The sequence below is a fragment of the Streptomyces sp. NPDC047081 genome, from assembly GCF_040643775.1.
GTDB lineage: Bacteria > Actinomycetota > Actinomycetes > Streptomycetales > Streptomycetaceae > Streptomyces.
Genome location: NZ_JBEYUY010000027.1, coordinates 120,785 through 134,761, shown reverse-complemented (window position 1 = coordinate 134,761; position 13,977 = coordinate 120,785). Strand labels below are relative to the sequence as shown.

Genomic DNA, 13,977 nt, shown 5'->3' with positions numbered 1-13,977 from the left:
CCCGGCCACAACGAAGTGAAGCCGCTGGAGGTCATGCCCGTGCGCCCCACCGCCGCCCGCCCCCACCTCACCGTTCGCCTCGTCCTCACCCTCACCGTCGCCGCAACCGCCCTCACCGCCTGCGGCACCGGTTCCGGCAGCAGCCCCGACACCGTCAAGGTCTCCTTCAAGCAGTCCACGGACAACTCGATCCACGTGATGGACGACTACCTCGCGGACATCAAGAAGCAGTTCGAGAAGAAGTACCCCGGCAAGAAGGTCGAGCTCGTCCCCATCAAGGCCCCGGACTCGGAGTACTACACCAAGGTCCAGCAGATGCTCCGCTCCCCCAAGACCGCCCCGGACCTGGTCTACGAGGACACCTTCCTCATCAACTCCGACATCACCAGCGGGTACTTGAAGCCCCTCGACCCGTATCTCGCGAAGTGGCCCGACTGGAGTCAGTTCATCGACACGGCCAGGACCGCCGCCAAGGCCGAGGACGGGAAGACGTACGGCGTCCCGGACGGGACGGACACCCGAGGGCTCTGGTTCGACAAGCGGGTGTTCAAGAAGGCCGGCCTGCCGATGAACTGGCAGCCGAAGAACTGGGACGAGGTCCTCGCCGCCGCCCGCACCATCAAGCAGAAGGTGCCCGGCGTCACCCCCCTCAACGTCTACACCGGCAAGCCGGCCGGCGAACGGGCCACCATGCAGGGGTTCGAGATGCTCCTGTACGGCACGGACGAGACCAACGGCGGCACCACGGACCCCCTGTACGACAAGGCGTCGAAGAAGTGGATCGCCGGAAGCCAGGGCTTCAGGGACGCCCTCTCCTTCGTCGAGACCGTCTACAAGCAGAAGCTCGGCCCCGACGTCTCCGACGCCCTCGACCCCAACTACGCCGTCACCGTCAACAGCGACCTCCTCCCCCAGGGCAAGATCGGCATCGACCTCGACGGCTCCTGGCTCCCGCAGGCCTGGTTGAAGGGCAGCGGGCGTGAATGGGCCGACTGGTCCAAGGAGTTGGGCCTCGCGTACATGCCCACCCAGCACGGCCAGGCCCCCGGCAAGGTGAGCATGTCCGGCGGCTGGACCTGGGCGATCCCCAGCAAGGCCGGCAACCCCGACCTCGCCTTCGACTTCATCAAGACGATGCAGACCGAGGCCAACGCGAAGAAGTGGTACATCGCCAACTCCGGTATCTCGGTGCGCAAGGACGTGGCCGCCGACCCCGCCTACGCCAAGGCCCAGCCCGGCATCAAGTTCTTCACCGACCTCGTCGCCAGCACGCACTACCGGCCCGCCTACCCGGCCTACCCGAAGGTCTCCACCGCCATCCAGGAGGCCATGGAGGGCGTGACCACCGGTGACACGTCCGTCGACAAGGCCGCGAGCGGTTACGACGACGCCCTCAAGGACGCCACCGACAACCAGGTCGTCAAGAAGTGAGCGGCGGAGGGCACGTATGACCGCCGCCGCACCGCACGCGACCGGAGGTCCGGAGACCCTCAAGGCGCCTCCGGGCCGTCCGGCCGAACTCCCCTCCAGGCGCGGGAAGTTGCTCCGCGCACTCGCCCGGGTGCTCCCCCTCTCGCCCGCCGTCGTCCTCCTGCTCCTCTTCCTCGCCGGCCCGATCGCCTACTGCGCCTACATCGCCTTCACCGACCTCCAGCTCACCGGCCAGGCCCACTCCTCCTTCGTCGGCCTCGCCAACTTCCGCAAGGCCTTCCGGGACGAGGAGTTCCTCAACGCCGTATGGCTGACGCTGGTGTTCACCGTCGTGTCCTCGCTGCTCGGGCAGAACACCCTCGGGCTCGCGCTGGCCGCGCTGATGCAGCGCGCCTCGAAGCCGGTGCGCACCCTCACCGGCGGCATCGTCATCACGGCGTGGGTGCTGCCGGAGGTCGTCGCCGGCTTCCTGCTGTACGCCTTCTTCCGCAAGGAGGGCACCCTCAACGCCATCCTGGACTGGCTCCATCTCCCGTCCCAGAACTGGCTGTTCACCCTCCCGATCCTCGCGGTGTCCTTCGCGAACGTCTGGCGCGGGACCGCCTTCTCGATGCTGGTCTACTCGGCCGCGCTGAACGAGATCCCGAGCGAGATCAACGAGGCGGCGGAGGTGGACGGCGCGGGCGGCTGGCGCCGGATGTGGCACATCACCCTGCCGATGATCCGCCGTTCCATCGGCACCAACCTGATGCTCAACACCCTGCAGACCCTGTCGGTCTTCGGTCTGATCTGGGTGATGACGAGAGGCGGCCCGGGAAACAAGAGCCAGACCCTCCCCCTGTTCATGTACGAACAGGCCTTCCAGAACAGCATGATCGGCTACGGAACGGCAGTCGCGCTGCTTCTCCTCCTCGTCGGCTCCCTCTTCTCGCTCGTCTATCTGCGTCTGCTGCGAACGGAGGTCTGATCACCGATGGCCACCGCCACGCCCCGCACCACGGTCCCCACCCTCGCGGCCCGCCGCCGTACCCGCCGACTCGCCGCGGACGCGGGCCTGTTGGTCGTCGCCGCCGCCTTCGTACTCCCCCTCGCCTGGGTCCTGCTCTCCTCCGTGGACCCGCACGCCGACCTGCGGGTGAAGGTCCCCGACGGGCTCACCCTCGACAACTTCGACGCGATCCTCACCTCGGACATCACCTTCACTCCGCTGCTCAACAGCCTGATCCTGTGCGGCGGGGCGACGCTGCTCACGGTCGTCTGCGCGGCCCTGGCGGCGTACCCCCTCTCCCGCTTCCGCTCCCGCCTGAACCGCCCCTTCCTCCTGACGATCCTCTTCGCGACGAGCCTGCCGATCACGGCGATCATGGTTCCGGTGTACGCCCTGTTCGTCCGGGTCGATCTGATCGACACCGCGCAAGGGGTGATCTTCTTCTTCACCGCCTCCCAACTCCCCTTCGCCATCTGGCTGATGAAGAACTTCATGGACGGCGTGCCGAAGGAACTGGAGGAGGCGGCCTGGACCGACGGCGCGAACTCCCTCCAGTCCCTGGTCCGCATCGTCCTGCCTCTGATGGGCCCCGGCGTCGCGGTGGTCACCGTCTTCTCGTTCGTCCTGATGTGGGGCAACTTCTTCGTCCCCTTCATGCTCCTGCTCACCCCCGACCAGATGCCGGCGAGCGTGAGCATCAACGAGTTCTTCGGAAACCGCGGCATGGTGGCGTACGGCCAGCTCGCCGCCTTCTCGATCGTCTACTCGACGCCGGTGATCCTGCTGTACCTGCTGATCGCCCGGCGGCTGGGCGGAGGGTTCGCACTGGGCGGGGCGGTCAAGGGGTGAGGTCGGCGGGCGTCGGGATTGAGCCGCGGGTTGTCGATCTCCACGCGGCCGTTCGAGGCCTCGGCCATGGCGAACTCATCTTCGACGTCCGTCCGCAGCGGCGAACCCCGCGGCACGCCGTCCGGGGCCGGCTGCCCGGGATGCCAGCTGCCAGGAGGCCTGCAGACCGTCGCGCATATGCCCATCGACCTTGACATTCACAAATTCACCACCTGCCGGCCGGGCCCGTCCGGACGACCCGGCACCACCCCCGCGAGCACATCCGACCGCCCGGCAGACGATCTTCGGCCACCGCTCACATCCCGCACACGCGGCCGAATCCGTACGTTCCTACAATCCGTGATCCTGGCCGAACAGACCGTAGTCAGCCCACCCCGGTCGCCCTACGTTGTGCCCCGTGCGCCAACCGTCACCCCAACCCCCGCCCCACCAGCCGCCACCCCACCAGCCGTATCGACCCGAGCCGTACCACCACCTGCCGTCCCCCCACCCACACCGCCCGAACCACCCCCACCGTCCCCCACAACCCGCCCCGCCCTTCGACGCCCCCGCCGCCCGCCGGCTGCGCGCCGCCCTCGACATGGGCCCCGAGCACGTGGCCCACGGGCTGCGCACCTCGTACGGACTCCCCTACGTCACCCCGGACCTCGTCCTCGCCTGGGAACGCGGGCTGGTCTCCCCCACCAGCCTCGAACTCACCGCCCTCGCCGGTGCGTTGTGGTGCTCCCCCGCCGAACTCCTCGGCCGGCCGCGGACCTTGCGCGAGCACCGCATCGCCCGCGGCCTCGCCCCCGAGGACGTGGCCCGTGCCGCCGGTCTCGAACCGCTCGCGTACCTGAACATGGAGGAGCACAACTCCTGGCGCGGCAACGACCGTCAGTCCGCCGCCCTCGCCGAGCTCCTCGAACTCTCGCTCCCCGACTTCGTCACCGTCACCGGACGCGAGGGCAGGCTCGCCGAGCTGCTGCGAAGCGCCGTCGGCACGCGATGGCAGGCGTACGTGCGTCCGGTGGGCAAGATCGTGCCCCTGGACCGGCGTCTGGTGGAGGGCACCCTCCAGCAGCTTCACCAGGACTACCAGGGGCAGATGGTCGCCTCGCTGAGCTGGGGCGACGGCCACGCGGCGAGCGATTCGAGCGACGCCGGACGGGACTTCCTGGACCGGATCGTCGACCACTTCTGGGCCGCGGTCCAGGACAACACCGAGTAGTCCCGACGACGCCGCCGAGGCCCTGCCGAGGGCCCTAGAAGACCGACTCCGCCTCGTCCATCCGGTCCTTCGGCACGGTCTTCAGCTCCGTCACCGCCTCCGCCAGCGGCACCATCAGGATGTCCGTGCCCTTGAGCGCCGTCATCTTGCCGAACTCGCCCCGGTGCGCCGCCTCCACCGCGTGCCAGCCGAAGCGGGTCGCGAGGACACGGTCGTACGCCGTCGGTACGCCACCGCGCTGGACGTGGCCGAGGATGACCGGCTTGGCCTCCTTGCCGAGGCGGCGCTCCAGCTCGTACGCCAGTGCCGTGCCGATGCCCTGGAAGCGCTCGTGGCCGAACTGGTCGATCTCGCCGTGGCCGTAGTCCATGGAGCCCTCGGCGGGGTGCGCACCCTCGGCGACGCAGACGACCGCGAACTTCTTGCCGCGCGCGAAGCGCTCCTCGACCATCTTGACCAGGTCGGCCGGGTCGAAGGGACGCTCGGGCAGGCAGATGCCGTGCGCGCCGGCCGCCATGCCGGACTCCAGCGCGATCCAGCCCGCGTGCCGGCCCATGACCTCGACGACCATCACGCGCTGGTGGGACTCGGCGGTCGTCTTGAGGCGGTCCATCGCCTCCGTGGCGACGCCGACCGCGGTGTCGAAGCCGAAGGTGCGGTCCGTGGAGGAGATGTCGTTGTCGATCGTCTTCGGGACGCCGACCACCGGGAGGCCGGCGTCGGACAGCATCCGGGCCGCCGTCAGCGTGCCCTCGCCACCGATCGGGATGAGCGCGTCGATACCGAAGGCCTCGACCATGTCCTCGGCGCGCTCGCAGGCCTCGCGCAGCCGGTCGCGCTCCAGGCGGGAGGAGCCGAGGATGGTGCCGCCGCGGGCCAGGATGCCGCTGACGGATTCCAGGTCGAGGCCGCGGTAGCGCCCGTCGAGCAGGCCGGCGTAACCGTCCTCGAAACCGATCACCTCGTCGCCGTAGTTGTCTACGGCGCGGTGCACGACCGACCGGATCACGGCGTTCAGGCCGGGGCAGTCGCCGCCTGCGGTGAGAACTCCGATGCGCATCTGGCTGTGTCTCCTGCTCGGTGTCGATACCGGTGAGCCAGTGCGATTGTTTCATGCCGCGGAGGACGATGTCGCATCTGCCGCCTATAACCCGATTGCCCCTATCGGAGCAACCGGTCCGCCCCGGTCTGCCCCGATGCTGACGGGCGTCTTAACCACCGCCAGGGGTATTGTCAAGAGGGTTCTGCTCACCTCGGTGGGCGATTTTTATGACGTCGAGGACGCGAAACGGAGAGCACACGTGACGCGCAGCGTATACGTGACCGGAATCGACCGCGGCGACGGCCGCCAGGTCGTCGAGCTGGGAGTCATGGAGCTCCTGACCCGCCAGGTCGACCGGGTGGGGGTGTTCCGGCCGCTCGTCCACCACCAGCCCGACCGGCTGTTCGAGCTGCTGCGCGCCCGCTACCGGCTGTCCCAGGACCCGGCCACCGTCTACGGCATGGACTACCACGAGGCGTCCGCCCTGCAGGCCGAGCGCGGCAGCGACGAGCTGGTGTCCACGCTCGTCGACCGCTTCCATGTCGTCGCGCGGGACTACGACGTCGTCCTCGTCCTCGGCACGGACTTCGCCGACACCCAGCTCCCCGACGAGCTCTCCCTCAACGCCCGCCTCGCCAACGAGTTCGGCGCCTCCGTGATCCCGGTGGTCGGCGGCCGCAAGCAGCCCGCGGAGTCCGTGCTCGCCGAGACCCGCAACGCCTTCCGCGCCTACGACGGCCTCGGCTGCGACGTGCTCGCCATGGTCACCAACCGGGTCGCCCGCGAGGACCGCGACGAGATAGCGGGCAAGCTCGACTCCCGGCTGCCGGTGCCCTGTTACGTCGTACCGGACGAGCCGGCGCTGTCCGCGCCCACCGTCTCGCAGATCGCCCAGGCGCTGGACGCCAAGGTGGTGCTGGGCGACGACTCGGGGCTCGCCCGGGACGCGCTGGACTTCGTCTTCGGCGGCGCGATGCTGCCGAAGTTCCTCACCGCCCTGACCCCGGGCTGTCTGGTCGTCACCCCGGGCGACCGCGCCGACCTGGTGATCGGCTCGCTCGCCGCGCACAGCGCCAGCACCCCGCCGATAGCCGGCGTGCTGCTCACCCTGGGCGAGGCCCCCGGCGACGACGTCCTCACCCTCGCCGCCCGGCTCGCCCCCGGCACCCCGGTGCTCTCGGTGCCCGGCATGAGCTTCCCGACGGCGGAGCAACTCTTCTCGCTGGAAGGGAAGTTGAACGCGGCGACGCCCAGGAAGGCGGAGACCGCGCTGGGCCTCTTCGAGCGGTACGTCGACACCGGGGACCTGCTGGGGCGGGTCTCGGCGCCGAGCAGCGACCGCCTCACCCCGATGATGTTCGAGCACCAGCTGCTCGAACAGGCCCGCTCCGACAAGCGCCGGGTCGTCCTCCCGGAGGGCACCGAGGAGCGCATCCTGCACGCGGCCGAGGTGCTGCTGCGCCGCGGCATCTGCGACCTCACCCTGCTCGGCCCGGTCGACCAGATCCGCAAGAAGGCCGCCGACCTCGGCATCGACCTGGGCGACTCCCAGCTGATCGACCCGGCCACCAGCGAGCTGCGCGACTCCTTCGCCGAGAAGTACGCCGGCTTCCGCGCCCACAAGGGCGTGACGGTGGAGCTGGCGTACGACGTCGTGAGCGACGTGAACTACTTCGGGACCCTGATGGTCCAGGAGGGCCTCGCCGACGGCATGGTGTCGGGTTCCGTGCACTCCACGGCCGCGACCATCCGCCCGGCCTTCGAGATCATCAAGACCAGGCCGGACGCCGACATCGTCTCGTCGGTCTTCTTCATGTGCCTCGCCGACAAGGTCCTCGTCTACGGCGACTGCGCGGTCAACCCCGACCCGGACGCACAGCAGCTCGCCGACATCGCCGTCCAGTCGGCCACCACCGCCGAGCGGTTCGGCGTGGAGCCGCGGATCGCGATGCTGTCGTACTCCACCGGTACGTCGGGCTCGGGCGCCGACGTCGACAAGGTGCGGGAGGCCACCGAGCTGGTGCGCGAGCGGCGGCCCGACCTGAAGATCGAGGGGCCGATCCAGTACGACGCGGCCGTGGAGCCGACGGTCGCCCGGACCAAGCTGCCGGAGTCCGAAGTGGCCGGACAGGCAACGGTTCTGATCTTTCCGGACCTCAATACAGGTAACAACACGTACAAGGCCGTGCAGCGTTCGGCCGGCGCGATCGCCGTCGGCCCGGTGCTGCAGGGCCTGCGCAAGCCGGTCAACGACCTGTCCCGGGGCGCCCTGGTCTCGGACATCGTCAACACCGTCGCCATCACGGCGATCCAGGCCCAGAACCCGACCGAGAAGGCAATCGTCCAGTGAGCGCGACCCGAGTCCTCGTCCTCAACTCCGGCTCCTCGTCGGTGAAGTACCAGCTGCTCGACATGGCGGACGGCAGCCGGCTGGCCCTGGGCATCGTCGAGCGGATCGGCGAGGAGACCTCCCGGCTCAAGCACACCCCGCTGGCGACGGGCGGGGAGGCGCGGGAGTGGACCGGCCCGATCGCCGACCACGACGCCGCGCTGAAGGCGGTGTCGGAGGAGCTGGCCAAGGACGGGCTGGGGCTGGACTCCCCGGAGCTGGCCGCGATAGGCCACCGGGTCGTGCACGGCGGGAAGGCCTTCACCGAGCCGACCGTCGTCGACGGCGCCGTGCTCGCCGAGATCGAGCGGCTGATCCCGGTCGCACCGCTGCACAACCCGGCCAACCTCACCGGCATCCGCACGGCCATGGCGCTGCGCCCGGACCTCCCCCAGGTCGCCGTCTTCGACACCGCGTTCCACACGACGATGCCCGAGTCGGCCGCGCGCTACGCGATCGACGTCGAGACCGCCGACGAGCACAGAGTCCGGCGGTACGGCTTCCACGGCACCTCGCACGCGTACGTCTCCCGGGCCACCGCCGAGCTGCTCGGCAGGGCGCCGGAGGAGGTCAACGTCATCGTGCTGCATCTGGGCAACGGCGCGTCCGCGTCGGCGGTCCGGGGCGGGCGGTGCGTGGACACCTCCATGGGGCTGACGCCCTTGGAGGGGCTCGTGATGGGTACCCGCTCCGGTGACCTGGATCCGGCCGTCATCTTCCATTTGGCGCGAGTTGGCGGAATGTCCATCGATGAAATCGACACTCTTCTCAACAAGAAGAGCGGGCTCGTCGGCCTGTGCGGCGACAACGACATGCGGGAGATACGGCGCCGGATCGACGAGGGCGACGAGGCCGCCCGGCTCGCCTTCGACATCTACATTCACCGCCTGAAGAAGTACATCGGCGCCTATTACGCCGTGCTCGGTACGGTGGACGCGATCGCGTTCACGGCCGGGGTCGGCGAGAACGCGGCGCCGGTGCGGGCGGCGGCCGTCGCGGGCCTGGAGACCCTGGGCCTGGCGGTCGACGGCGCGCTGAACGCCGTACGAAGTGACGAGCCGCGGCTGATCTCGCCCGAGGACGCGAGGGTGAAGGTGGCCGTGGTGCCGACCGACGAAGAACTGGAAATCGCGACGCAGACCTATGCCCTGGTCCGCCCTGCGGAAAAGAAGTGACCGAGCGGTAACCGGCAAACGAGCACCGCTCCGCCCATTTGTATCTTCCGCCAGACGGAATATTCCGCGGCGAAACAAACCGATAGGATCGCCCCATGCGCCGTTCGAAAATCGTCTGTACTCTCGGCCCCGCGGTCGACTCCCACGAAATGCTGGTCTCGATGATCGAGGCCGGAATGAACGTGGCCCGTTTCAACTTCAGCCACGGCACCCACGCCGAGCACCAGGGGCGGTACGACCGCGTCCGGGCCGCGGCCAAGGAGACCGGCCGGGCCATCGGTGTCCTCGCCGACCTGCAGGGCCCGAAGATCCGCCTGGAGACCTTCGCCGAGGGTCCGGTCGAGCTCGAGCGCGGTGACGAGTTCGTCATCACCGTCGAGGACGTCCCGGGTGACAGGACCATCTGCGGTACGACGTACAAGGGCCTGCCCGATGACGTCGCCCGCGGCGACCAGATCCTGATCAACGACGGCAACGTCGAGCTGAAGGTGCTGGAGGTCGAGGGCCCGCGGGTCAAGACGATCGTCATCGAGGGCGGTGTCGTCTCCGACCACAAGGGCATCAACCTGCCCGGCGCGGCGGTCAACGTGCCGGCGCTGTCCGAGAAGGACGTCGAGGACCTCCGCTTCGCGCTGCGCATGGGCGCCGACATGGTCGCGCTGTCCTTCGTCCGCGACGCCAAGGACGTCGAGGACGTCCACCGCGTGATGGACGAGGAGGGGCGCCGCGTCCCGGTCATCGCCAAGGTGGAGAAGCCGCAGGCGGTGGACAACATGGAGGACGTCGTGATGGCGTTCGACGCCGTCATGGTGGCCCGCGGCGACCTGGCCGTCGAGTACCCGCTCGAGAAGGTCCCGATGGTGCAGAAGCGCCTCATCGAGCTGTGCCGGCGCAACGCGAAGCCGGTGATCGTGGCGACCCAGATGATGGAGTCGATGATCACCAACTCCCGCCCCACCCGCGCCGAGGCCTCCGACGTGGCCAACGCGATCCTGGACGGCGCGGACGCGGTCATGCTGTCGGCGGAGTCCTCCGTGGGCGCCTACCCGGTGGAGACCGTGAAGACGATGTCGAAGATCGTCGCCGCGGCCGAGCAGGAGCTGATGAGCAAGGGCCTGCAGCCGCTGGTGCCGGGCAAGAAGCCGCGTACGCAGGGCGGTTCGGTCGCCCGCGCCGCGTGCGAGATCGCCGACTTCCTCGGCGGCCGCGGCCTGGTCGCCTTCACCCAGTCCGGCGACACCGCCCGCCGTCTGTCGCGCTACCGCGCCCAGCAGCCGATCATCGCCTTCACCACCGACGAGGGCACCCGCAACCAGCTGACGCTCAGCTGGGGCGTGGAGTCGCACGTGGTGCCGTTCGTGAACACCACGGACGAGATGGTCGACATGGTCGACCAGGAGATCGCCAAGATCAACCGCTTCAACCCGGGCGACATCGTCATCATCACCGCCGGCTCGCCCCCCGGCGTCCCCGGCACCACCAACATGCTCCGCGTCCACCACATGGGCGGCGCGGGCAACTGACTGTCCCGCAAGGGCTCTTGAAGCCTCCTGTACGGCGCTGAGGGCGCCCCCCGGCAAGGGGGGCGCCCTCAGGCGTGTGCGGCTCCCGAACGGGTCTGTGGCGGCGCTCAGCCGGTTCCGTCGGTCGTGTACACATGCATGCCGGGCACGTGCAGGGTGCCGCCGAACTGCGCGGCCTGGACGACCTTCACGTTGGTGAAGTAGATCAGCGGGATGTTCAGCGGCGGCGGGTTGTCGGGGCTGAACGTGATCGGGATCAGCCCGAACAGGTTCCCGGAGATGGACTCCGTGTACATCGTGGTGTCGCCGTCGCGGATGGTCGACGTCGACCCCGAGGCGGCCTGCACGTGGTAGGTCTTGTTCTGCGAGGTGTCCTTGACCGTCTGGTGCAGGTCGCCGATGTCGGTGCCGCCGGAGATGACGTACTTCAGCACCTTCTTGGTGGTGCCGTTGGCCGTCTTCACCTCGACGATGCCCTGGTAGTCGGCGCTCTTCAGCAGCAGCGAGCTGGCGCTGAGGTACCAGGGATCGTCCGCCACCGCCACCTTGTTGTCGACACCGCTGGTGTCGTCGGTCGCGGCCGGGCAGTCCTCGGCGTCCGTGCTCGAACTCGCCGACGGACTCGCGGAGGAGGTGGCCGCGTCGGCCGCTTCCTCGACCGCCTTGGTGGCGCTGTCCGCCGCCTTGGTGGCCGTGTCGGTGGTGTCCTTGACGGTGTCGGTGACCTTCTTGGTCGTGTCCTTGACCGTGTCGGACACGCTCGAGTCCGACGAGTCCGTGGTGGCGCTCGCCGAGGGCGACGCCGAGGCGGACGGCGTCGCGCTCGACGACGAGGAGCTGCTGCCGCCGGTCAGGATGTCGCCGATCGTGTTGCCGATGTCGTCCAGCAGACCGCCGCTCGTGCTGCTCGCCGACGCCGAGGGGGTCGGCGTGGCGGTGCTCTCGGACGACTTGCTCTCCGACGCGGACGGCGTGGGCGTCGCCTTGTCGTCGGAACCTGAATCCGACGAAGAGGACGAGCCCGAGTCCGACGAGTCCTTCGACGTGTCCGCGGACGCGGACGGCGACGGCGTCGACTCGTCGGCCGACGAACTCGCCGAGGCGGACGGCGACGGCGAGGCCGAGGAGTCGTCCAGCGCGGCGACACAGTCCTTGTACTCGTCGGCGGTCAGGCTCTTCGCGGACGAGGAGCCGCCGCTGTCGGCGAGCGCGAGCGAGGACGTGAAGCCCATTCCCATCAGGACCGCGGTCGGCATCGCCACCGTGGCTATCGCCTTGCCGGCGGGCATGTGGAACCTGGTGAACAGCGGCTTCTTGGGTGCCGCATGGCGCGGCCCGGTTCTCACACGGGACTCGTCCACATCAGTCCCGTGGGTCACCTCGTCAGCCGGCACTGTGCCTCCCGTTCGCCCCGTTCGCCGGGCTCGTTCCTGACAGATCGTTCGGCTCGCCCACCACGGGCTTGAGGATGGTGGTGTCCGGGTCCGGGGCCGCGGCCTCCGGGGCACCGCCCGTGGCGGGCGGCTCCTCCTGCGCGGCCTCGGCCGGCGGCTCGCCCGGCGCCCACGCCACGGCCATCGCGCCGCCGACCAGGGCGAGCAGGAAGCCCATCAGGAAGCCGCCGAGGTTGGACACGGGGATGGACACCAGACCCAGCAGGATCGCCGCGACGCCCGCGAAGGTCCGTACGTGCTTCTGGAACCAGAGACTGAAGCCCAGTACGACGAGCAGCACGCCGATGATCAGGGACCCGGCGCCCGCCGTGGTGGCCATCGCCAGCGTCAGATGGCCCACTTGGAGGTGGGCGTAGGGGAAGTACGCGATGGGGAGACCGGCGAGCATGACGAAGAGGCCGGCCCAGAACGGCCGTGTGCCCCGCCAGGCGCGGAACTGCGTCCTCCGGCTGCTGAACTGGCCGGGGGACACGGCAGGAGTCTCGGCGCTCATGGAAAACAGCTCCCTGGTGCGGCTTTGCTGTGGCGGTGGTGCTGGTGGTGGTGCTGTGGTGGTGAGTTGTACGCGGTGTGAAGAAAGTGCTGGAAGGTGGACGGGCGGGGGCGCCATCGGCTCCCCCGCCCGTCAGCGAGTGCTTAGTAGCACTCCTTGACACCCGTCGAGACGGACATCTTCAGCCCGCTGAGCTTGAAGGTTCCGGCGGTGGTCGCCCACGCCGTCTGCTTCACGCCGGTCAGCGTGGCCGACTCGGCCTGCTGCGCGAATCCGTACGGGTTCGCGGTGTCACCGCTCTTGATGCCGGGGCCCTTGCTGGCGCTTCCGGCGGCCACACCGATGTCGATGTTCTTGAACGTCGCGTCGGCGCTCAGGTCGTCGAGGTCGATGTAGAGGTTGTCGGCCTCGACCGGCGTGTCACCGCCGCCCGCCTTCAGGATCAGGCTGACGCTGCCGATGATCGGGATGTCCGGGGTGACCACGGACTGGCACAGGCCCTTGATGGACGCGGACTTGAACGCCGAGACCGCGACCGGGTGGGCCGTCTTCTTGCCGTCGAGGGTGTACCCCGAGTCAACGGCACCGTACTGAGCGAAGCCGGTACCCGTCAGCTGGTCGGCCGTGACCTTGAACTGCTGGCCGGACACGCTGAACGACGCGGCGAGAGCGCCCTGCGCGAGGGCGACACCTATCGCGGCCGTAGCGGCGACGCTGGGCACCATGACCACAGCGAACCGCTTCCATCTGGTCCCGCCACGCACCTGGGACTCCATATTTCCTCCTTCTCGGACGTACATCTCCTGACCCTGACTGCCCCCAGTTGGCGGCTCAGCCGGGCAGGGATGGGAGAAGTGCTACGTCCTCGGGAAGGAGAGCGCCTGCACTCGGAGGCGCGAACCGCGCACCGATCACCGGCGATCACCCCCGAGCGACAACCACTGGTCGCGCCTGACACGCATCACGCACAACCTTGCTGGACAGGCTTCGCCGAACCGGCGAAGACCCCCCTGCCCAAGAGCCGGCGCCAGTGACGCCGAACTCTGCTCGGTGGGGACCCAGGAACCCCCGCGACCCGACCGGCTGTCGGGGTACGGGAATGGACCGAGCGTCGCCGATCGTGGTGCATTCTCGCCGCCCGCACAAGGGGCTTCGTTACTGGGTAGTAACGGCCGGATAACCGAACAACGACCCACAGGTCTCGGGTGGCGACGCAGGGTGCAGTCGAGGGGGAGGACAAAGACGTTGATGAATGGACAGAATCCGACAGATCAACGGCCGCAACTTACTCGCAGTAACAGCGGCCGCGATTACCAAGATTTGGTAAAGCGCGGCCGCAGTGACATTCCGTCGGCAAATCTTTCACTCGGGCATCACATGCCGTGACGTTTAGCGACTGGTCAGAACCGGGCCGCCGCCCTGC

Annotated in this window: 11 protein-coding genes; 7 read left to right on the top strand and 4 right to left on the bottom strand. The window is 69.0% G+C overall.

Annotated features, from left to right (window positions below; all coding sequences use genetic code 11):
* Window positions 1-33 precede the first annotated feature (33 nt).
* From ABZ848_RS37950 to ABZ848_RS37935, 4 genes are all read left to right on the top strand, one after another.
* Window positions 34-1,431 (top strand): extracellular solute-binding protein, encoded by a 1,398-nt coding sequence (locus ABZ848_RS37950; protein ID WP_360839355.1) that lies wholly within the window; start codon window positions 34-36, stop codon window positions 1,429-1,431.
* A gap of 16 nt (window positions 1,432-1,447) precedes the next feature.
* The gene (locus ABZ848_RS37945) at window positions 1,448-2,398 is read left to right on the top strand and encodes a sugar ABC transporter permease (RefSeq protein ID WP_360839353.1); all 951 of its coding nucleotides are present in this window, start codon (window positions 1,448-1,450) and stop codon (window positions 2,396-2,398) included.
* Window positions 2,399-2,404: 6 nt separating this feature from the next.
* A complete protein-coding gene (locus ABZ848_RS37940; RefSeq protein ID WP_360839351.1) occupies window positions 2,405-3,268 on the top strand; it encodes a carbohydrate ABC transporter permease in 864 nt (287 codons plus the stop codon).
* Window positions 3,269-3,743: 475 nt separating this feature from the next.
* Entirely contained in the window at window positions 3,744-4,478 is a 735-nt protein-coding gene (locus ABZ848_RS37935) for an XRE family transcriptional regulator (protein ID WP_360839406.1), read from the top strand.
* Between the two features lie 34 nt (window positions 4,479-4,512).
* On the opposite strand, the gene ABZ848_RS37930 is transcribed toward ABZ848_RS37935, so the two are convergent.
* Complete coding sequence (locus tag ABZ848_RS37930) at window positions 4,513-5,538, bottom strand: ATP-dependent 6-phosphofructokinase (protein ID WP_360839350.1); 1,026 nt, start codon at window positions 5,536-5,538, stop codon at window positions 4,513-4,515.
* Window positions 5,539-5,779: 241 nt separating this feature from the next.
* Here ABZ848_RS37930 and pta point away from each other — a divergent pair, with 241 nt between their 5' ends.
* From pta to pyk, 3 genes are all read left to right on the top strand, one after another.
* Window positions 5,780-7,870, top strand: coding sequence for a phosphate acetyltransferase (pta, locus tag ABZ848_RS37925; RefSeq protein ID WP_360839348.1), 2,091 nt, complete (start codon window positions 5,780-5,782; stop codon window positions 7,868-7,870).
* Complete coding sequence (locus ABZ848_RS37920) at window positions 7,867-9,084, top strand: acetate kinase (RefSeq protein WP_360839346.1); 1,218 nt, start codon at window positions 7,867-7,869, stop codon at window positions 9,082-9,084. The genes pta and ABZ848_RS37920 overlap by 4 nt, the downstream gene beginning before the upstream one ends.
* Before the next feature lie 95 nt (window positions 9,085-9,179).
* Window positions 9,180-10,607: a pyruvate kinase gene (pyk, locus tag ABZ848_RS37915; RefSeq protein ID WP_360839344.1), complete on the top strand. Its 1,428-nt coding sequence runs from the start codon at window positions 9,180-9,182 to the stop codon at window positions 10,605-10,607.
* A gap of 107 nt (window positions 10,608-10,714) precedes the next feature.
* Here the strand turns inward: pyk and ABZ848_RS37910 are convergent, their stop codons facing one another.
* From ABZ848_RS37910 to ABZ848_RS37900, 3 genes are all read right to left on the bottom strand, one after another.
* The gene (locus ABZ848_RS37910) at window positions 10,715-12,001 is read right to left on the bottom strand and encodes a hypothetical protein (protein WP_360839343.1); all 1,287 of its coding nucleotides are present in this window, start codon (window positions 11,999-12,001) and stop codon (window positions 10,715-10,717) included.
* On the bottom strand, window positions 11,991-12,554 hold the full coding sequence (locus ABZ848_RS37905; RefSeq protein ID WP_360839342.1) for a DUF6114 domain-containing protein: 564 nt from the start codon (window positions 12,552-12,554) through the stop codon (window positions 11,991-11,993). Before ABZ848_RS37905 ends, ABZ848_RS37910 begins: the two co-directional genes overlap by 11 nt.
* Window positions 12,555-12,697: 143 nt before the next feature.
* Window positions 12,698-13,330 carry a DUF6230 family protein gene (locus ABZ848_RS37900; protein ID WP_242766357.1) on the bottom strand — a complete coding sequence of 211 codons (633 nt, stop codon included), beginning with the start codon at window positions 13,328-13,330 and terminating at the stop codon, window positions 12,698-12,700.
* Window positions 13,331-13,977 lie beyond the last annotated feature (647 nt).